18 protein-coding genes are annotated in these 21,947 nt (G+C 41.0%); all 18 read right to left on the reverse strand.

From position 1 onward, the window contains the following. Nucleotides 1-176 precede the first annotated feature (176 nt). On the reverse strand, nucleotides 177-2,309 hold the full coding sequence (locus DEM91_RS06210) for a GDSL-type esterase/lipase family protein (RefSeq protein WP_249858345.1): 2,133 nt from the start codon (nucleotides 2,307-2,309) through the stop codon (nucleotides 177-179). Nucleotides 2,310-2,453: 144 nt separating this feature from the next. Continuing rightward, entirely contained in the window at nucleotides 2,454-4,124 is a 1,671-nt protein-coding gene (locus DEM91_RS06215; RefSeq protein WP_249858335.1) for an alpha-amylase family glycosyl hydrolase, read from the reverse strand. Nucleotides 4,125-4,263: 139 nt separating this feature from the next. Continuing rightward, nucleotides 4,264-5,148: an ACP S-malonyltransferase gene (gene fabD, locus DEM91_RS06220; RefSeq protein WP_249858336.1), complete on the reverse strand. Its 885-nt coding sequence runs from the start codon at nucleotides 5,146-5,148 to the stop codon at nucleotides 4,264-4,266. A gap of 47 nt (nucleotides 5,149-5,195) precedes the next feature. Further along, entirely contained in the window at nucleotides 5,196-6,365 is a 1,170-nt protein-coding gene (locus DEM91_RS06225; RefSeq protein ID WP_249858337.1) for a glycosyltransferase family 4 protein, read from the reverse strand. 12 nt (nucleotides 6,366-6,377) lie between these two features. Next, nucleotides 6,378-7,496, reverse strand: coding sequence for a nucleotidyltransferase family protein (locus DEM91_RS06230; RefSeq protein ID WP_249858338.1), 1,119 nt, complete (start codon nucleotides 7,494-7,496; stop codon nucleotides 6,378-6,380). Continuing rightward, the gene (locus tag DEM91_RS06235; protein WP_249858339.1) at nucleotides 7,493-8,587 is read right to left on the reverse strand and encodes a glycosyltransferase family 4 protein; all 1,095 of its coding nucleotides are present in this window, start codon (nucleotides 8,585-8,587) and stop codon (nucleotides 7,493-7,495) included. The genes DEM91_RS06230 and DEM91_RS06235 overlap by 4 nt, the downstream gene beginning before the upstream one ends. A 618-nt stretch (nucleotides 8,588-9,205) precedes the next feature. Continuing rightward, on the reverse strand, nucleotides 9,206-10,117 hold the full coding sequence (locus DEM91_RS06240; RefSeq protein ID WP_195252258.1) for a glycosyltransferase family 2 protein: 912 nt from the start codon (nucleotides 10,115-10,117) through the stop codon (nucleotides 9,206-9,208). A gap of 48 nt (nucleotides 10,118-10,165) precedes the next feature. Continuing rightward, nucleotides 10,166-10,990 carry a glycosyltransferase gene (locus DEM91_RS06245; protein ID WP_195252259.1) on the reverse strand — a complete coding sequence of 275 codons (825 nt, stop codon included), beginning with the start codon at nucleotides 10,988-10,990 and terminating at the stop codon, nucleotides 10,166-10,168. Between the two features lie 218 nt (nucleotides 10,991-11,208). Beyond that, a complete protein-coding gene (locus DEM91_RS06250; protein ID WP_102188395.1) occupies nucleotides 11,209-12,525 on the reverse strand; it encodes a UDP-glucose dehydrogenase family protein in 1,317 nt (438 codons plus the stop codon). Nucleotides 12,526-12,613: 88 nt separating this feature from the next. Continuing rightward, the gene (locus DEM91_RS06255) at nucleotides 12,614-13,651 is read right to left on the reverse strand and encodes an NAD-dependent epimerase/dehydratase family protein (protein WP_036926929.1); all 1,038 of its coding nucleotides are present in this window, start codon (nucleotides 13,649-13,651) and stop codon (nucleotides 12,614-12,616) included. Between the two features lie 273 nt (nucleotides 13,652-13,924). Then, nucleotides 13,925-15,061 carry a glycosyltransferase gene (locus DEM91_RS06260; RefSeq protein ID WP_195252260.1) on the reverse strand — a complete coding sequence of 379 codons (1,137 nt, stop codon included), beginning with the start codon at nucleotides 15,059-15,061 and terminating at the stop codon, nucleotides 13,925-13,927. Between the two features lie 452 nt (nucleotides 15,062-15,513). Beyond that, nucleotides 15,514-16,479: an ATP-grasp fold amidoligase family protein gene (locus DEM91_RS06265; RefSeq protein ID WP_195252261.1), complete on the reverse strand. Its 966-nt coding sequence runs from the start codon at nucleotides 16,477-16,479 to the stop codon at nucleotides 15,514-15,516. A 259-nt stretch (nucleotides 16,480-16,738) separates the two neighbouring features. Further along, the gene (locus DEM91_RS06270; protein WP_195252262.1) at nucleotides 16,739-17,824 is read right to left on the reverse strand and encodes a glycosyltransferase family 4 protein; all 1,086 of its coding nucleotides are present in this window, start codon (nucleotides 17,822-17,824) and stop codon (nucleotides 16,739-16,741) included. 33 nt (nucleotides 17,825-17,857) lie between these two features. Continuing rightward, on the reverse strand, nucleotides 17,858-18,841 hold the full coding sequence (locus DEM91_RS06275; protein WP_229039101.1) for an EpsG family protein: 984 nt from the start codon (nucleotides 18,839-18,841) through the stop codon (nucleotides 17,858-17,860). A 97-nt stretch (nucleotides 18,842-18,938) separates the two neighbouring features. Beyond that, nucleotides 18,939-19,925, reverse strand: a complete 987-nt coding sequence (locus tag DEM91_RS06280; protein WP_195252264.1) for a glycosyltransferase family 2 protein — start codon at nucleotides 19,923-19,925, stop codon at nucleotides 18,939-18,941. Further along, complete coding sequence (locus DEM91_RS06285) at nucleotides 19,922-20,827, reverse strand: glycosyltransferase family 2 protein (RefSeq protein WP_249858340.1); 906 nt, start codon at nucleotides 20,825-20,827, stop codon at nucleotides 19,922-19,924. The genes DEM91_RS06280 and DEM91_RS06285 overlap by 4 nt, the downstream gene beginning before the upstream one ends. Before the next feature lie 12 nt (nucleotides 20,828-20,839). Beyond that, nucleotides 20,840-21,610: an acyltransferase family protein gene (locus tag DEM91_RS12670; protein ID WP_410525627.1), complete on the reverse strand. Its 771-nt coding sequence runs from the start codon at nucleotides 21,608-21,610 to the stop codon at nucleotides 20,840-20,842. Further along, complete coding sequence (locus DEM91_RS12675) at nucleotides 21,595-21,864, reverse strand: acyltransferase family protein (protein WP_410525628.1); 270 nt, start codon at nucleotides 21,862-21,864, stop codon at nucleotides 21,595-21,597. Before DEM91_RS12675 ends, DEM91_RS12670 begins: the two co-directional genes overlap by 16 nt. Between the last annotated feature and the right edge of the window lie 83 nt (nucleotides 21,865-21,947).

The following is a 21,947-nucleotide window of genomic DNA, read 5'->3' on the forward strand; positions in this document are numbered from 1 at the left end:
TAAATATATAAATGGAACAAAGGTAATGATTTACAAGTAGTTGAAACGTTTTTATGCACATTTTTGTCACATTAGCCCGTTTTCTGGTAAAATGATAGGACAAAAACAACGAATCTTCTTATCATGAAAGGTAAAACTTTTTACTTTCATTGGCACGTTTGCTGAAACTGTTGACGTTATTCCATGCGAGAAATGCAAGGCTGTGTAGTTATCTCACCTCTGAAAGTAGAGGCAGGAAGTCCGTCACCATTGACAAGATTGGCACGAGTGTACGGCTGCCAACCGTAACGCACAAAGCGAGGTTCCCTGACCTTGTCGGATTGAAGAATCACTAACTGTCCTTTGATCTCTGCATGAGCAGGATAAAACAAACCATCGTATTCGGCTATCTCAAAACCATCAACAGGCTTACCGTCAGAGGTAGACAGTTTGTCAGCATCATTAAACGAGACCGCGACCTTGTTCTCTGCTTCACGCCAAGCACACTTAAACAGCGGACCACACAGCGTGAGAGGGCGATGATAGGTGTCTGCCAATGCCCACCGAGCCAGTCGCTCGCCTATCTCCTGTTTATGGATTGGATGCACATTGAGCGAATCACCAAGGTCGGAAGATACTGCCATGCCCGTATTGGGTATTTGCTGCATCAACCTTCGCTGACTGTCACGGAACCAAGTCCACGAAGGTCGGTCAAGACTTGATAGTTGCACAAAATAAAACGGCATACTGACATTGTTCCAATACTGCCGCCAAGAATCGACCAACAGTTTGAACAGCGTTTCGTGTGCCTCTATGTTATGGGCGTTCGACTCGCCTTGATACCAAGCCGCCCCCTTAACAGTATATCGCTCTAAAGGCAAGATACCGCTCTCGAACAAGTAACAAGGCTCGTACGGATGCCTTACGCCTGCTCCCTTTGCTTGTGCGATGTTCTTGGCAGCCCGTTGTCGCACCCACGGCTGAATGAAATCGTTGTGTAGCCAGTTGTTGAGAATAGCAGGAAAACGTGACTCTAATGTATGCCGATCTATCCAGGACTCGGTAGGCGAACCGCCTACTGCATTGCAGATAATCCCCACAGGTACTTGCAAACTGTCGCGCAACATACGACCGAAATAATAAGCCACAGCCGAAAAATCCCGCACCGCATCGGGTGTTGCAACCGTCCATGACGAGGGGCGATAATACTGCAAATGGTTCAACGAATCAAGTACCGACTTGTTCCACTCCACGTCAACCGTCTCCCAGTTAGGCTTCATGTCATAGATACGCAAATCCTCATCATCAGAAAGGGGAATATCCCGCTGGGCTGTGGCGGCTTGGTGCATCATGAAAGCCATGTTCGACTGTCCCGAACAAAGCCACACTTCGCCTATCGCCACATCGTGGAAGATACGCTTTTGCTTACCAGCACTTACGGTGAGTGTCGTGCTCCGTTCGGCTTTCTGAGGCGCAAAGGTAACCTGCCACTTGCCCTGCTGATTGGCACGAGTGGATTGGTACAGACTTCCCAACTTTACCTTAACTATCTCTCCTGCATTGGCTTTGCCATGTATCGTTATGGGCACACCTCGCTGCAATACCATATTGTCGGTATAAACAGCTGGCAGGTGCAAGCCACCATAATTGCCTGTAATGCTGCTATATACCACTTTTGCCATGATACCCGCACCTTCAGCATTGGGATGTAAGGCATCGGGCAACAAAAAAGGATAAGGATATAAAGGTGCATGAAAATCAATGAGTTCACTGCCACTGATTGCTGCCACAGTCTCAATGCTTGCCTGTATCTGTTCATGCCATTGTTGCGTTCCTGAGATAAAACGCGGATGTCTGTGTGCAATAGGTGACAATCTTGCCAAAATGATGCGCACCTTTGGGTTGGCATGACGAAGTGAGTCGATAAGAGCCAAATAATCGGTCACAAATTCGTCACGATAGTTGGGCCAATTTCGTGGGTCGGTGTCATTGATGCCTAAATGAATGACGGCAATATCGGCGTGAAATGTCATAGCGTCGCGGAACTCTTGCTGCTTGAAATAAGGGCGATGACCATGTAGAAGTAAGGTAGCTCCGGGTTTTCCAAAATTCCCAACGAGATATTTATTGCCCAACATCGCCTGAAGCTGTGCGGGATAAGCGTCTTTATCACGATTGGCGATGCCCGTTCCGTATGTAATGCTATTGCCTACGCATGCCACACGAACTAGTGGTATTGCTGATTTTGCATCTGTGTGAAGGACAACGAAGCATGAAAATAAAAGCAAACATGCCAGAAGTAGCTTTGACTGAGGCTTTTGAGGACGCATAGTGATGAATTGTTGTGTACGCATTTTGTTCGGTTGATGAAGATTGTAGGAATGCCACAAAACGACAGTAGGTGCTCAAAATGAAACGTTTAGTTTTCATTTTGAACACCTACACTATCGAATGATTGATGGCAAGCGCCTATGTTATACTTGTTGAATTTCATAGATTCTGCCACCATAGCCAGGAATTTGTGCCACAAACGGCACGGAAGCTGACCACTCTGCACGCTGTTCTTGGTGTGTCAATAGGTCGACCGCCTTGCATGTACCCTGCCGCAGGTGCAGAAAGTCGAAAGCATGTTGGGGTATATTAACATGCACCCGCTGCTGATTGGGCGAAAAGTTCACGACGACCAACAAGAGTTGCTCAGCCGATTTACGCAAGAAAACATACTGCTCATCGGGGTTGAACAATGCCGAGTGCTGACTGTTGGCATACATCAAATCAAAGAACTGTCCTTGCGCAATGGCTGGCTGATGACACAATTGCAGTATTTTCTGATATACTTCGGAAAGGCGTTGGCTGCGCTTGTCCATTTTTTCTCTTTGATAATATCCTTCAATGATAGACTTCACCGCCCAGTAGTCGAATATGGTCGTCCTACCGTCAAGTCCGCTGAATCCCTCTGCATCCATGCCTCGCTCGCCAAACTCCTGTCCAGCATACACCATGACAGGATTGGTGTGCAGCCATGCGCACACCATGAAAGCCGGCAATGCACGTTCGGCACTGCCACAAAAGAAGTCGCTGGCGATGCGTTGCTCGTCATGGTTTTCCAAAAAATAGAGCATCTTTGGCAAAATATTATCCACGGATTGCCATTGGCGGGTAATGTGATGGGCGGGACGTTTGCCACACACGATGTCGCGCAAACAGTCGTACATGCCAACCTTATCATATAAGTAATCAAATCCAGAAGCGATATACGCCCGATAAAGCGTAGGATTGTACACCTCACCAATGACAATGACGTGAGGATAAGTTGTCTTAAGCTTAGCTATAGCGTACTGCCAAAAAGCCGTTGGCACCATCTCTGCCATGTCACAGCGAAAGCCGTCCACTCCCTTGGAAGCCCAAAACAGCAAGATGTCTGTCATCTGTCGCCACGTGTCGGGCATGGGGTCGAAATGTTCACTGCGTCCTCCAGCATCAGTGTAATCAATTCCATAGTTCAGCTTGACGGTCTCGTACCAATCGTTGCTGTTGGGCGTAGCGCAAAAGCAATCGTTACCCGTGCATTTGGCAGGATATTCACGATAAGGTTCGCTGACATCTTTGCACAAATCAATGGCAGGTTCAAAGGGATAGCCTGGACAATAATAAAAATTGTTGTGAATGTCAAAGTGCTTGTTTACATCATCCTTCTCTCCCAAGTCTCTCACTCCCTTAGGTTTGCAAATGGAGTGGTATTGCCGAGCCACATGATTGGGGACGAAATCAACAATCACGTTCATGCCTGCCTTGTGCGTACGCTTCACCAATGCTTCAAACTCGTCCATGCGCTTCGGCACCTGCACGGCAAGGTCGGGGTCGACATCATAATAATCGGTAATAGCGTATGGCGACCCAGCCCTTCCTTTCACAATGGATGGATGTTGGCGAGGGATGCCGTAGGTAGAATAATCGGTTGTCGTTGCATGGCGAACAATGCCCGTGAACCACACGTGCGTGAACCCCATGCCGTGAATACGATTGAGCACGGTCGTGGTGATGTCGTTCATCTTCCCCACTCCATTCTCTTCCATCATACCATGGGGCATGCGAGTCATGTTTTGATTGCCAAAAAGGCGAGTAAAGATTTGATAGATTTGCATGTAATCTTTCCTTATTCCTCCCTGTGAAGAGAGTTGTTTGTCGATAATGTTAACGTTGCTTATAGGTAAGAATAGAGCTTTGTCATCCAGCCAACAGGCAAGATGACAAAGCTCAATATAGTTTAGACACTCCTTTCGTTTAGATGCCGTTGACTGTCACTTCCTTGCTGATGCGTCCTATCATACCCTGCAAAGCCTTGCCTGGTCCACATTCGGTAAAGTCGGTGGCACCATCGGCAATCATGTTCTGCACCGTTGTTGTCCAACGAACGCTACTGGTCAGTTGTGCGATAAGGTTTGCCTTAATCTTGGCTGCATCGGTATAAGGTTTCCCATCTACATTCTGGTACACAGGACATTGAGGCGTATTCACCGTGGTAGCCTCTATCGCCTTTTGCAACTCGTCCTTGGCAGGCTGCATCAAAGGTGAATGGAATGCACCTCCCACCTTCAAAGGCAACGCACGCTTGGCTCCCGCAGCCTTTAGTTTTTCGCAAGCCTCCTCAATGCCTTCCTTATCTCCAGAAATCACCAATTGCCCTGGACAGTTATAATTAGCTGGAATGACAACTTTGCCTTCTTTGCTCACCTCTTGACATATCTCTTCTACCTTTTCATCTGGCAAACCAATGATAGCTGCCATGGTACCAGGATTAGCCTCACAAGCTTTCTGCATCGCCATGGCACGAGCATAAACCAATTTGAGACCGTCTTCAAAACTCAACGCACCAGCTGCCACCAATGCAGAGAACTCGCCCAAAGAATGACCTGCCACCATATCAGGCTTGAACGCATCGCCAAGACACAATGCAGATATGACACTGTGCAAGAACACGGCAGGTTGCGTTACCTTGGTTTCCTTGAGCTGCTCATCGGTACCAGCAAACATGATGTCAGTAATGCGATAACCCAACACCTCGTTGGCTTTATCGAACAACTCCTTTGCTGTCTCGTTATTATCATAAAGTTCTTTTCCCATTCCTACGAACTGGGATCCCTGACCGGGAAATACAAATGCTTTCATACTTGTTTTTTTGTTTGATTAAATCTGATGTAAGCAGACACGCCAAGTCAATGGCGGTCTACAAATTTTCTAATACTCATAAAGAAACAACCTGCCTCAATGTGAGACATGACTGCAATTCGTTTTAATATTTTATAAGGCATGCGTTGGTGATTCAACCTTCGCACAATATAATAAAAACCTACCGTATTGAACACACCTATCATAATTACCACCAGCAGTTGGACAGTGGCAGAAGCTCCTAACTGATAAGAGATAAACCAACACAACACATTAAAGGCATTGAGTGCCAATACCGACACGGTTGTACCGATATGCGAGAAGCCTATCTCTATAAACAAATGGTGTAGATGCGACTTGTCTGGATGGAATGGAGAGCCTCCTCTCAACATGCGCAGAAACATGACACGCAAGGTGTCGAAAACTGGAATGGACAGAGCGGAAAGCGTAAAAGCCACCACCCCCATGTTAGGGTAATTATAGGCCACCATGGATTTGGTTTCCAAAATATGAAAAACAAAAATACTCATGAGAGTGCCCAGCATGAGCGTTCCACTGTCGCCTATGAACATCTTTGACGTTTTGCCGAAAACGTTGTGCAGGAAAAAAGGAAGTAAGGAAGCCACACATATCCAAGCCAGCACGGTCATCGAGCCGTAACCCGATGTCATAAAAGCATAACCGAAGAGGGCGCAAACGAACATGCAAAATCCGGAAGAAAGTCCATCTACGCCATCAATCAAGTTAATGGAATTGATGATGCCAACACCCACAAACGAAGAAAGAGCAATGCCAACATATTCGTTCAGTTGGTGTATGCATAAGGCACCATGAAAATCGTCAATAAATTTGTGCTCGGTAGATATCAAAAACAAGATTACACAGAACTCGACTATCAGTCTTAACCATGCGCTCAATCCTATGAGATCATCCAACGTGCCTAAATACATCATCACCGTAATGGCAACGAAAGCAGGAAAGAAAATATAACTGTCAAAGACTGCACTCGTCAAAACCACACCCAATACAACTCCCCAAAAGACAGCAATACCGCCCAATACGGGAACAGGTGCTTTCTGCAGCTTGCGGGCATCGGGATTGTCAACCATTCCTTTTTGTTTGGCAAGTTTAACTATTAAAGGATGAATCCATGTCACCAACGCAAACGCACTGATAAAAGGAATGACAATGCCTAAAAAAAGAAACTTCAAATTCATAATGTTCTCTACTTAAAATCTTGTTCGCTTGATGCCACTTTTCAAATAACCAGGAATGTTGTAGATGGTCTCGTGAGGAAACATGAAGAAGTTACGCAGGATTTTACTCATATTTCCAGTAAAAGCCTTACATCGGCGCACATAATAATTCTTTGATTTACTTTTTGTGCGTACATCGTGATAACCAAAGTTTCCCGAATCCAACACATAGCGCAGCACCTGTTTGCCCATGTCCGCATATCTCTCGTTATATAGTGGCATCTTTTCTTTGGGGTATCCCAAGAAGTCAACAGCCATGGCGGCAAACACTTTCCATATCTTCTCTATGCCCAAATACGTTACGTCACGAGCCAACTGCTCTTGATCAATATCTGCATGGTGCGCATAAAGCAGGCGCATCCAGTCTGCTATCTGCCTCAGACCTATTCCGCCACCAAAATAATGTCTTGTTAAGTGTACAAAGACAAAGACAAGATCCAATCGCAAGGGAGGCAGCACAGCAAAGCCACCCCCAATACAGACCTCTCTTTCCTTCTCCTTACGAAATACCGCATCACACCAAGCAGGGAAACGTTGTTCCAAGGTTTTATTCACATACGGATTGATGCGACCATGCAGCTCCACCAATACATTGCGATACAGAAAGACCGCCTCCATTGTATCGGTATTGAGAGGCTCTATCAGCTTCATATTTTGTTGACACAACTTGTAAGCCTCGGCTATCTGCTGCGTATCGGGAATATATAGGTCGACATCTCCCGACTGTCTTGAAAGTGGGTCACGATAGTTTTGTGCCACCCCTTGTCCTTTCAGCAAGACCGGAACAACACCAATATCTTTCAGCAAGTGATACATCTCGGGGATGGCAGCGTTCATCGTCTCGTTGTTCTTCCTGACGGTGAGCACATACGTTATCAGCTTCATCTTCAATGGCTGTGGCATATCTGCTTCTCTCAATAGCGAAATGCCATCAGACACATTGCCTACAACAGCTTGTTTCTCTGCAATACCCAGCACGGTTTTCCAGTCTATATGCTTACCTACAAGGACGTCTTTGTGGGCACCCTCTCCCCACACTCCTGCCTTGTACAGTTCAAGGAAAACTTTTTCTGTATCCGTAAATGTCGTCATTTGCAATTCTTATTTTGCACAAGCTGGAGATACAAGGCGTGATATGCCTCGTACATACTCACAGAAGAGAACAGCTCGCATGCCTTTTGTTTGGCACGAAGCGGCTTGTCTTCCTCTTTTTCTGCTTGCAGGATTTTCTGTACCAAATCATCCGAACGTCTTGATTGATAATAGGTAATCTCATCATCTGTATATTTTTCTTTCATTCCTCGAATGTCTGCACATACTATCTTCTTTCCATACATGGCTGCTTCTGTCAGTGCCAAGCAAAAACCCTCGCTCAAACTTGTCTGCACATACACGTCCATAAGCGGCATGTATCGATGTCCTTCGGGAACAAAACCCATGAGCATGACCCTGTGGGAAATGCCCAATTCAGCACACCGACGTTGAAGAGGCAAGCGCAAGTTTCCTTCACCAATCACCAACAGTCTAAACCTGTCTGGCAACTGCGCAAGGGCTTGTATCAACTGTTCCACACCCTTTATCTTCACCAAAGAGGCACATGTACCTATGAGCGTGTGCCCTTCCTTGAATTGACGCACCTGCTCTTCTTCCTTAACGGACAGCTTACCCTGTGGCATGTCAATACCATTGTAGCAACGAGCCAACTTCCGTACATTCACCCAGCGTGAATAATAACCAACGGCATCATCGCTGAGCACCACTACCTTATCCAACGTCCTGACTGAAGCCAAGAACAACAGACTGAAAAGAGAACCTGTTATTCTGCCAAATCCTACCCGAAACTCTTCCCATATATAACAATGTACCGTGGTTACAAATTTTGTTTTCTTGCCAAACCACGGCTTGTAAAAGGTAAGATACAAATTGGGACGTATGCCATGAGCATGCACAATATCGTAGTGGGCAAAGTTGATGGGTCGGTATCCGTCTACCTTCTCCGTGGGAAAAGAAAGTTCAAAGATGTTCTCGTCAAAGTAAAACACCTTGCACTCATGACCATGTTCAACCATTTGTTTTGCCAGTTGCATGACCACCGACACTGGACCTGCATGCCTCAGCGCAGAAACCACATAAGCTATCCTCACTTTTTGATAACGCTGGTATGGCAAATGTCTTGAGCGCATCAATATAGAAAATACGTGTCTTCTCCATAAGAGATTATCTATTTATGTGAGTCTCGGAAAATTTTTTTTTGATAAAAAGGTACAACCAAAGCTCATTCATTTAAGAATAATATGTTTACAAGATACACCCATAAAATAGTATTTATAAAATTTATAATACGGTATATTGGAGGCTCATAAATACTGAATTTTCTTTACAAAGTGCCTCTCATAACTCGCGTAAAAACAACCAACGGCAAAGTTGGTCGCAAATACGCGAGATATGAGCAATGTTTGTAATTTGGTGTTATTGAGTATGTTAAAACAAAATCATCTCTTTTCATTCCTAATTTTATCAATTTTTTGCGGCTAAAGCGTTGAGATAAGCCTGCAATTTGCATGCTTTAATGCGGTTATTACATGTAGATAACACCTCTAATGCGTGTTTCCTAGGGCATTAAATCAATGCTTCAGCTTGAAAAGACATTTATTTTGTTAAAATCAACCCTTTTTTGTATATCGTTTGCCTATTGATTTTTTCTATTTTGAAGATTTTAGATGGTCGTTTTTTGGTAAAATAACAGGACAAAATTGTTGTTTTGAAAATGTTTTCGTAGCTCAAATATATTTTTACAAACTTTACATTTTTACTTCGCTATGATTAATATCAGAACTTCTCTCACATAGCAAGTCCAACAGATAAAACAAAAAGCCTATCGGCTTCAGCATATAGCACCACAATGGCAATTTTGTCTTTCGTCCCTTGTAAGGTATAAGATACCGCCAAAAATTAACGGCATCTATGATATGCCGCCGAGGTCCGAAACGAGAATCTCGCACTAATTTTGAATAGTAAAGCATGGTTCCTTGTGGCGACTGACGATGTAGCTGTCGAAGATGATGCGACAATCCGTCCTCTAAATACTGGCAAATATAAATGTTAACATTAAAATGTCTCAACAAATATGTTTTGGCTATCTCATTGAATACCACATCCTCGGTAACGAACTTCTCACCTGCAAATTCAGGAAAAGGATACTTACGCAGCACCTCCGTCTTGAAAGCTTCGGCAACATCGCCACGCATTTTATGTTTCTGCCGAAACGTAACACTGTCAGCATCCAACACATCCGTAGTGAATCGTCTACAAATCCGTTCTCCATGAGGGAATGCCCGCATACCCACAACACCCGCAAACTTATTGGCATCTTTTACTTGCTGATAATAGTCAACCAAAACGGCAAGGCTGTCGGTGGGAAGGTAATCATCACTATCTACTATAAAGAACAACTCACCATGCGCCAGCTCAACTCCACGATTGATTGCTCTGTGCTTGCCACCATTCACCTGATGATAATACCGTATCGCTATGTTCTGCTCCTGTACCCACTGCTGTACCAATCTTTTTGTATCGTCTATACTGCCGTCGTCTATGATCAACCATTCAAAATTTGCATATGTTTGGTGTATCAAACTCTCATACAATCTTGGCAATGAATAAGCTCGATTATATATGGAAGTAAAAACTGTAACAAAAACTGACCTGTTCATTTCATTGGCAATAGATTTGAGGAAACTATGGGCACCTATAGTCCAATATTAAAAATAGCGCCTAATTAATTTATAAACTATTACTCTAATACTATTAGGTAGAAGACGTGTAGTAAATCGCAAAGTTATATTTTTACACATTGTCGGAATGCCAATGAATCCTAATTTGTAGACATTTAATTGCGTAATGGCTTCATCACAGGCATATTTCCAACCTCCTCTACGTTTTATAGTTAATGGAGAGCATCGAAACCATAACAAACTTTTTTGAATATTATAAATTTTAGTACCATTTTGCAACATTTTAATCCAAAGAAAATAATCCTCTGGAAACAAACTGGTTTGATAGCCACCTGCATCTAACACCTCGTTTTTCCTAAAAACAGCAGTAGAATGATTAACAGGACATCGGGTTTTCGCATAATTGTAATTATCCTTTGGTTTTTCTGGTAGTTTTCTCACCAAAGAAGAATCTCCAGGTGTCTTCTGAAATTCAGTTATCCAAGAACTGACAATCCCATATTCTGGATGCTCATACATGACTTTTATCTGTTCTTCAAAACGATTTGGCATAGCAATATCATCAGTGTCCATACGAACAATAATGTCATGTTTGCAATACTTCAATCCATCATTCAAAGCATAGCCCAAGCCTCTGTTTTTATCGAATCTAACAACATGAAGTTCGGGATGCTCAATTTCCATATCACATATAATCTGTTCCAATTGTTCACCTAAACGCCCATCCTCCACTAAGACTACATCGTCTGAACACAAAGTTTGATTGAAAACAGAGTTCAAAGATTCTTTCAAAAAAAGAGGAGATTCTTTATAATATACAGACAATAATACTGAGAACTTACATTTATCCATCGAAGTCAATTTTAGATGGTACTACAAGTTAATCTAATCCAATTTTTATTTTTATAGGAAACGAGTAAGAAAGTTAAGAAATGTAACTTGCTACTTTATTCAAGTACACTTACGTATTGAACCAAAACAGTACAAACTAAATGCTATCAAACTGATTTGAATTGCGATAGAAAACTTGTAAAAAAATACAATTACCAAATCTAAATCCAAAACCTTAGTTACTTCCTTCCTATGCTGTGATACTCAAATCCCAGAGCCTTCATGTCGCTTGGAACATAGATGTTTCTTCCGTCAACAACCAAAGGCGTGTTCATAGATTTCTTCACAACTCCCCAGCTTGGCAGACGGAATTGTTTCCATTCAGTAAGCACCAACAATGCATCGGCATCAAGAACGGCATCATACATATCTGTAGCGTAAACTACAGCATCACCTACCCTACGCTGACATTCTTCCATGGCAACAGGATCGAAGACACAAATATTAGCACCTGCCTGTTTCAATAACTCAATGGTTACAAGCGAGGTTGCCTCTCGCATATCGTCTGTCTCTGCCTTGAAGGAAAGTCCCCATATTGCTATCTTCTTCCCCTTCAGTTTGCCTTGATAGTAATGATTCAATTTCTTGAAAACAACTTCTTTCTGCGATGCGTTTACAGCCTCTACCGCCTTTAGCACTTTCATGTCGTAACCATTCTTCTCGGCTGTCTTTATCAACGCCTTCACATCTTTTGGAAAACAACTCCCTCCATATCCACAACCTGGATACAAGAATTTGTTTCCAATGCGTGTATCAGCACCTATTCCTTTGCGAACCATATTGACGTCGGCACCAATCAGCTCACATAAGTTGGCTATATCGTTCATAAAGCTGATACGAGTGGCGAGCATTGAATTGGCTGCGTATTTAATCATCTCCGCCGAAGGTATGTCTGTAAAGATGACACGGAAATTGTTCATCATAAATGGACGGTACAGCTTCACCAACAGTTCTTTGGCTCTGTCGCTTTCCACTCCTACGACGACGCGGTCAGGACTCATGAAGTCCTTGATGGCTGCTCCCTCTTTCAGAAACTCGGGATTGCTTGCCACATCAAAGGGTATATCCACACCACGTTTGTCCAGTTCTTCCTGTATAGCTGCCTTGACTTTCTTGGCAGTTCCGACAGGAACGGTAGACTTGGTCACCAACACTGTGTATTTACTGATGTTGGCTCCAACGGTATGTGCCACTTGCAACACATAATGAAGGTCTGCACTTCCATCTTCGTCAGGAGGTGTACCTACGGCAGAAAACACTACCTCTACATCATCCAATACAGATGTCAAATCTGTGGTGAAATGTAGTCTTCCTTCTTTTACATTTCTCTGCACCATTTCATCCAAGCCCGGCTCGTAAATGGGTACAATGCCCTTCAAAAGCATGTCTACTTTTTTTTGGTCTACATCTACGCAGGTAACGTTGGCACCCATTTCTGCAAAACAGGTTCCACTAACCAAACCTACATATCCTGTTCCTACTATTGCTATGTTCATATTGTGAGTTTTTAAGTTAATGAGTTGGTAAGTTATTAAGTTATTAAGTTATTAAGTTGACGAGTTGACAAGTTGACAAGTTGACGAATTAATCTCTCAATGGATTCTGATCTGATTGATACCATTCCACAAACTTGCCAATTCCTTCGTGCAAACTAAAATGCGGCTGATAACCTAACTCTGTCTGCAACCTTGTGGTGTCTGCATTGGTCTGATACACATCCCCTGGCTGCATAGGCAAATATATCTTTTCGGCTTTCTTACCCAATGCCTGCTCTATCTCCGCAATGAAATCCATGAGTTTTACAGGATGCGAACAGCCTATGTTATAAATTTTATAAGGCACATGGTGAGGACAGTCCTCTGCGTTCAAAGTAGAATCTATCACCCGTATCGTTCCATTGACAATATCATCGATGTAGGTAAAATCGCGTATCATGTCGCCATGGTTGAACACCTTGATAGGTTCTCCCTTGGATATGGCGTTGGCAAACAACATTGGCGACATATCGGGGCGTCCCCAAGGACCGTAAACGGTAAAATACCTAAGTCCCGTTACACTGAACCCGTACAATTTGCCATACGCATGAGCCATCAGCTCGTTAGACTTCTTACTGGCGGCGTACATGCTCACTGGCGAGTCTACCTTGTCGTCCTCATGATATGGCACATGTTCGTTTAGTCCGTACACTGAACTCGAAGAGGCAAAAACCAAATGGCTTACTTCATGATTTCTACAACACTCCAACACATTCAGGAATCCAACAAGATTGCTGTGCAGGTAGGCAAAGGGATTTTGTATGGAATATCTCACCCCAGCTTGAGCCGCCAGGTTCATCACCTTATCGAAGTGATAACGCAAGAACAGTTGTTCCATCGCTTCCTTGTCTGCAATATCCATGCGCACAAACAAGCAGTTATCAAATTTTGAACTCTGTACGATATTCTGATGCCAAGAAACGTCATATTCATTGAAACCACACATTTGAAGACGCCCATACTTCATGCGGACGTCATAATAATCGTTGATGCAATCAACGCCCACTACAAAGTCACCTCGCTGTGCAAGTTCATACATTAGCTTCGAGCCAATGAAACCTGCAGCACCCGTTATAAGAATTTTCATATCTTGATAGGTTTATGGGCGGTTCTATAAATTACCGCCGTAAAGTTATGTCATGTTAGTCTTTTTACGTTTTGTCATCTTGCGATCTCTTTTTATATAAAACAGGCTGCGCCTCAACAATTCAAACAAGTTTGATTGTATTCGGCTTGCTCCGTTTTTGGCTCAATTTACTTGTTCGTTCAGTCGTATAGCTCGCTATACTCCTTCACTCACAAACAAATTGACCACAAAAATAGCCTCGCAATCTGTCAAAGCTAATTTATAGAACCGCCCTTATTTGACTATATTTTCAATTATCTGCATCCATTGTGCAGCTATGTTTTCTATTCGGAATTGTTCTCTCATCTTCCTGCTGTTCTGCCCAAATTGTTGGAGCAGCGGCTCATTATCCAACAAACTATCCAGCCTCTCTGCCATTTGGTCAGAGTCTCCACATGGCACTACATATCCATTTTCGCCCTCATGAACCAGCTCTTTAACTCCCGACACCCGTGTCGTCACGATAGGCAGCCCCACGCATACAGCCTCTATCATGGCATTGCTCATACCTTCTGAGTCGCTGCTCAGCGCAAAGATAGCACTTTCTCGGAGTCGTTCTACCACATCTGCGGTCTTACCTGCTAGCATTATTCGTTTCGACAATCCTGGCACCATGCCTTCCAACTCTTTAATATAATTGGTAAGCCGCCCTCGCTCTGGTCCTCCTCCATAGATAACCAGTCTCCATGCTTGATGCTTGGCGGCTATCTTGGCAAACGCTCCTATCAATACTTCATGTCTTTTTTGCGGATAGAGACGTGCCACAGAGATGATGGTCTTGGTTTTATGCACCTCTGTACTATCCACCTCTTTAAGGGCTTCTTCCCTTACGGGATTGTAAACAATACGAGTTTTTTTACGTATCCAATGCGGAAAGTAATCCTTAATGGCTTGTGTTTGTACGACAAAGACATTCGTAAAGGGCAAGACAAAGACCTTTAGCAGTCGACGCACCAACGGTTGTGTGCGTGGGTCTATCCTCTCCGAGGATATAATGGGCGTATGCGTTCCAAGCAATGCCAATATGGTAAAGAGGTAGACACCTTCTGTAAAGGCAATCACAACATCGGGCTTTTCCTCGCAGACATGCCTCCTCAGCCAAGCCCTTCGTCTGTTTATGCCTTGTAGGTTCTCGACAAATCTTACATTGCTGTCTTCTTCTGTAACTTGTTCATCCGCACCTCTGGCAGACTTTTCGTTTGTGGTCATTACAACCTTTACTCGCTTGTCCACCTTATAATAATAGTCACTATATCGCAAACATACTATCTCCACCTGATGTCCTTTATCAACAAAGTCGTCCGAGAGCAGACTTACCACACGTTCTGCACCACCACTGCCCAAAGCAGCTAAAGTAAATATAATTTTCATTGATTTGCTTTTTTCATTGACTGACGGATATGGTCAACAATGATTTGTGAAAACTACACCGCATCCTGACAATTAAGAAGACACATATTCTGTCACGCACTTTTCCGCCCAGCAACGGGGGTAGTACAACAGCAACGCGGTTATAAAGAATAACCAAAAAATGAAAGAATTTCTAACATGACTCTAACAAAATTGCTACCACACTTTTATTAGTAGTTTTGGCAACGGGCAAATATTCTTTTCTCAACGGATAGATATTTTTTTTGCAACGGATGAACAGAGGAATTCACAGATTTTATAATATTCCGTGGTCAATCCGTGAAGCTCCGATGCTACACACTCATTATTACAAGAGATAGTTTTTTTTACAACGGACAAGCATGGATGTATGCGGTTTATTTTTATATCCGTATCAAAATCTACTACAACAAATTCACCTATTTTATTATATATTACGTAGTAAGTTTTAGAAATGTCTTTTCAACTTCTCTCAACCCATATTTTGTAGGATAACTTTTATCTAAAGGTATCCAACTTCCAATTTCCAAATCCGCCTTATGCGGTTCAATATGATTATAACCAGACCCATGAAAAAAAGTAATTTCTCCAAAATATACTTTTCCATCTACATTATACAAATCAACTCTACAGTGTGGAAATGGCTTAGAAAGAATTTTTGCACATTCTACCATATAATCAAAATTCTTAGGCTTTTTAATTGAATTATCAAGAAAGTTGTCACGAGTTTCTTTTATTTCAAGCAAATTAAATTGCATATCATACACATTTCTATAATAATGTTCTGTATGTCCTCCGTCTTTGTCACAAGCGCCAATATCCAAGAATAGAAGTCTTGGAACGCCTGCGAAACACATAAACTTATAATCCAAAAGAGAACTTCCGTCAAGAGGTCTTAAGATTTTTTCAATTACGATTTGAGGTTTTATATACTTATAATTATATTCAAAACCATAATAATAAAAGTTATTACGAAGTAAAGGTCTAAATATTTTTTTTATTTTTTCTTTATCGAAATTATCTTTCGTACAAATTATATTCCCACCTGAAAGATGATTGCACTTCAAAAAGAATTCATTCGGCAGCTTTTCTATGTCTATATCATCTACACTTGTAAAATTCGCATAACACTCATTTAAGATATCGCGTAAGCCACATTTCTCAACATATTTTCTTACCAAATATTTATCCGTACAAATGGTCATAAGAGGATTGAAATAATGAAGTTTCAACCACCATATTTTCTCGTCAAACGTTTGTGGCTTGTCAATACTTAATTTCTTATGATATAGGACATAATATTTAATATGTGCATATATCCTTTTGGGTATAAGAAAAGCTCTCATACGGAAATAACAACGCTTTAAGTTGTTATAAAATAACGTCTCTTTTATTTTCATTCTAAATCTATTTAAATGCTCTGTTATAATTATATCCTCTTTTATTAGAAATGTGTATTATCAATAAAATTGTTGCGTGATTAAATAAAAAACCTATATATGCTTTAAGTAGTTAGGCTACGAGAAATGATTGGCGGAAAGATTCCACCATATTCTCCGATACCGCAGTATTATTTTATACGGCCTTAATTCCCTCACCGATAGAAACAAAGTCGCCTAAGATGTAAATTCGTATTATAAGATATTATATAGTGTTTGTCTAAAAATGTTTAACTACTTTTTTCAACAATTCCTCCCATCTTTTTATCGTCTTATCAATTGTATAATATTTAGAACGTTCAATGGCAGCTTGTTGAACTTTTTGTCGATAAACATCATCATCTATCATTTTTTTGATTGCTAAAGCTAATGCATCCACATCGTTTGGAACACAAATTAACCCTTCAGAATCATTACGAATAATCTCCCGTTGCCGTCCTTTGAAATCGCAAGCCACACAAGCACACCCCTGAGACATAGCTTCAATGAGAACCAATCCAAAGCCTTCGTATCTACTACTTAAAACAAAGATAGCCGAGTGCTTGTATCTATCAACAATATTTTTCTGATATCCCAAGAATTTTACTTGATTTTCAACGTTTGATTTCCGAACAATATTCTGCAACAACTCTAAATCTTCTTTTTTCCCTTCTCCAGCAATTTCCAAAGTCCAATCAGAATATTGTTTGGCTATTGTTCCCCAAGCCTTTAACAAGATGTCAAAACCTTTATAATGCCAGTCATCAATTCTTCCTGCAGCTAATACAATCTTGTCTTTTACAGGTAAGTTAATAATAGGGGTTAGGAAAAGAGGATTAGGCATAACTACCGTATTCTTTAAACGCAATCCTATGAACTCTTTATCAGCCTCTGTTAGTATTGTTACACAACAATATAATTTATTTATATAGAATTTCGTTATAATCTGCCATTTAGTAAGAGGTGTATTTTTTGGTCTTTCAAAGGCATTATGCTCAGTCATGATAACTGGAATATTCAATCCTATCGTAGCCAATTTCGCAACCAAGCTGCATGTTTCCATAATACCAATAATTACATCCGGTCGATAAGTTTTGGCGTATTTACGAATATTTGGCAACGTACTTGTCCACTTCTCAATTTTAGAAGATATACTTGAAAATAAAGGCAAGAGCTGTACACTACTCTCTACCTCATACGTTGGCTCTTCTAAAGTATTAGATATGAGATATACGCTATGAGAAACGGACAAGCCATTGGCGAGCATTACGCCCACACGCTCAGCACCCCCATACGACAATCTGCTACAGACAATAAATATCTTCATGAGTTTATTATTTCGAAACAAGAACAACGATGCCTATAATTGCTGCAATATTTGTTCACCTCTCATCATTATCATGGCACTGCTATACTTATCATGGAAGAAATAGACAAACACAACTCCACAAGCCAGTAAAAAAATCATACGCCATTTCATAGAAAGTGATTTCGCCATAAGTGGGAGCATAAAGATTTCCAGGGTGGCAAACATGGTTGAGGTGCGACCAGAAAGAGTTGTATAGTTGCAGAAAATGATAAGAAACAATGTGGAATAAAAATAACCCGTGCGGTATACATCATAATAAGATGAAAAACACCGTAACCTATCTTCCATAAATGTAAACATCAACAAAATGAAAACTTGAAAATAAATCATAGGATTTGCAAGTCCTTTCGCTTCATCCACATACATTCCCTCTGTATAAGTAGTATATTGCAAGTCTTCACTATACGTCTCAACAAAATTGGCAATTGAAGAGAACATTACCTGTGAAACAATGAAAGCCAGAACCAATCCAATAACGATGTGGCTCTTTTTCAATTTTAGCAAACAAATGAAATAAAGCGGCAATCCAATAATAGCCATATGGTGGAACTGATAAGCCACTAAAACCAACAAGAGATAGCGCCACATCTTTCGTTCTTTGATAAGGTCTACCCCAAGCACAATCAATAATATTGCTAACGAAGCACGCATCTGCATAAAATCACGATTAAGCAAAAAGCGACCTATATAGATACAAAGCCCTATCAAAGGAAACACAGAATATCTTTGCAGATTCTTATACAACAAAAACATAGATAGTCCACCCATGACGAACAAATAAAATCGGCTATCATTAACTATTACCTTGACACATGATGCCAAAAACCAATATCCTGATTCGGCATAGCCAAATGGTTTAGCATTGAAAGAGAAATCCCATGGCAGTGGTGCCATGTCAAATGCTATCTGATACACCAACTCATCTGGCCATGCCGTCCGAACACCAATGGCGTATGTAAGAACACATAGAGCCAAAATCAGAACCTTATGTTGGTGTTTTACTTTATTCTGAATAACCAGTACAAAGCAAAACAAATAAAACAAAGCAAACAGAACAACCATAAATTACTAATTATTTTGAATCACAAATATTTTTTAGCTGTTTCATCCTACGTTTAACATGAAAGAGTGTAAAAATAACTCTATTAGAAAATTGATACCAGCCATTACATGCGACATACATCGCCCAACGAACCACCAAAGGTTCGTTGAAGCTCATCACCTGTGACCGATAGGATGCAAACCGCTGCTTAAAAAGCAATGAACTATAATAATTGCCTCCATTCCAAAAAGCACGAGAGAAGATAGCCTGGTGTTTACTCTTCTGCGCTATCTCCAAAGCATTTGTACCTTGGAGCAAGTTTGTGAACATCTGAAGAATATGAACGTCCATTTCATAGGTTCCTTCATCATAATGACGTGTTAACGAAGTGGGATTATACATATAGTGATAGAAAGCAACGGGAACGTATGCAACCTTAATATCATGCAGCAAGAATTGCGCCATGACATACTGATCTTCACATCCATAGATACCCTTGGGATATTGGATATTAAATTGTTGGTATAGGTCTCGGCGAATCAACTTATTTACCGTAAAGCCACCTATTTTCCAGAACAATTCCTGCAAAATGATTTCAGGTTTAAGCTCAGAAGGTTGTTGATTCACATAATGCCGTGAATACTCGTCTTCCCGATAAAGGTCACAAATGGTGATGTCCGCCTGCTCTCGTTCTGCAGTTTCGAACAGCAAGTCCAACCCTTTTTCTTCTACATAATCATCAGGATCTGCAAAGATGGTGTACTTGCCTTTTGCATGTTGAAGCCCATAGTTGCGTGCATCGCTCAAACCGCCATTAGGCTTGTGATATACCTGTATGCGTGAATCTTTGTCAAGATATTCATCGCATATCACAGCACTTTTGTCTATGCTGCCATCATCAATGAGCAACAGTTCATAATCTCTGAACGTCTGTGACAACAGCGAATCAATGCACCTGCGCATACAGTGCTGCATATTATAGATAGGTACGATGATGGATATAGAAGGTTTGCTCATTTCTTCATGATGATAAAAGTAATAATGATACGTAGCTTCTGCAAAAGAGACAAGTCAGGCCAAACATACTTATAGAGTGTTTGCACTTCTTTGTTGCGATACCATTTGCTTGGACATTCTCCCCAATCTGCACTTGATATTTTCTTGAAATATCCTATAAAACCCAAAAACTTGGATTTACTGATGCCGTGTTTGTTGTGCAAACACTCAAAAGCTTTTTGAAGATGTTGTAGAGAAGCGATGCTATAATTGGTGGATGATTGATACTTGATATGAGAAGCCACATCCGTTGTTATGTAGTAGTAGTAGTAGTAGTAGAGAATTTTGTAGGTTTTTATTTTGGACAAATAAAGCCACACAAAGTATGTATCCTCACCCACTTTCATGTCTTCAAGGAAACGCAAGTTACCTATGATGCTACGGTTATAAAACTTAGTTACTGGTCCACGCAATAAATTATAACTGATATATTGGTTAATAAAGTCTCTTAACGCTGGTTGTGGATGAACATTATCCAACACTAATCGCTCCACCTCCTCACCATGCTCGTCATGCATGAAATATCCTCGCAGTAAGAGTTCTTCGGTTGAATTGACAACCTCGTCAAAGAAATGTGCACCTATGCTATCATCCGAATCCACAAAGGTAATCCATTCTCCTTGTGCAATATCTAACCCTCTGTTACGAGCCGCACTAACTCCAGCATTTTGTTGATGAATAACTCTCACCCTATTATCTTTTGATGCGTATTCATCGCAGATGACAGGCGAGGCGTCTTTTGAGCCGTCGTCTACAAGTATAAGCTCAAAATCTTTCACATCCTGTTGAAGTACTGAATCCACACATTCTCTTAAAGTGCGCTCAGCATTATACACTGGAATGATGACAGAAAGTATCGGCATTTGCTTTTAGGTTCAACGTTTTCTCTCACCAATAGCCCATCCCAACTTGATTGTTCGGAAAAAGGTCGTTAAATAAGAGGACAATATAAAAGATAATATAAAAGTTGAAGTAGCCAATACCCAAGGGTTTATTGACAACTTTTGAGTTATATATAGCAAACTGTAAATTAACACAGGATGAAAAAGGTAAATACCAAAAGCATTATTTGAGATGCGTTGATAGATATCGCTTTGAACTATTTTACTGTTAGAAAGTTGTTTGGAACATATATATAATGTAATACTACCTGCAACAGCACAAAAAACTTCAATTATCCAATGAACCATTGAAGGCAAATCGTATTTCAAAATACACCATGTAACAATACTTATCACAAAGCACAACAGACCTACATATCTCACACCAAGAAATCCGTCTAATTTATTTTTGTTTTGCATAAATGCGTACCCCAAATAAAAGTAAATCGAATAGCGAAACATCGGTCCCAATTGAAAGAAAGTGGGAATATATCTGCTATACCAATTTAATATGAGGGCAAGACACAGTCCTACAATACAATTATGCTTATCAACATATTTATCAAAAAACCGAAATAACAGAAAAACTTCAAAAAGCATCAATAGAAACCACAGATGTCGAGGATCTATTGCTAAGATATAATTAACAAAAAAATATTTCAAAGGATTATCTCCTGTAAAACCTAATACAAATAAGGTTGGAAAAACAACGAAGACAGAAAAAAAGATATATGGAACTATAATTCTTTTTAATTTATTAAGCACATACCCCCCCAATTATTATACTTCATTAACACTCTTCTGGTGTAGAAGTAAACACCTCCCGACACTGCAACAAAAGCTGGCATATGAAAAGAGTAGATGTAAGAACAAAGAGTTACAAAAAAATCATTGTCGTAGTACGGCTTAACTAACCCACCGTCCCTATAATTGGTGAACACATGTCCTAACACAACTAAAAAAGTAGCTAAGACTTTCATCACGTTTAATTCTTCGACAAACTTTGTCTTTACTTGCATATGAAACTATTGTGATACACTCTCACATATTATCTTGCATCGGATAGGCAAGGAAGCACACGGTGTTTATATTCCGTGTCAAT

This window comes from Prevotella sp. TCVGH, assembly GCF_023522295.1.
Lineage (GTDB): Bacteria > Bacteroidota > Bacteroidia > Bacteroidales > Bacteroidaceae > Prevotella > Prevotella timonensis.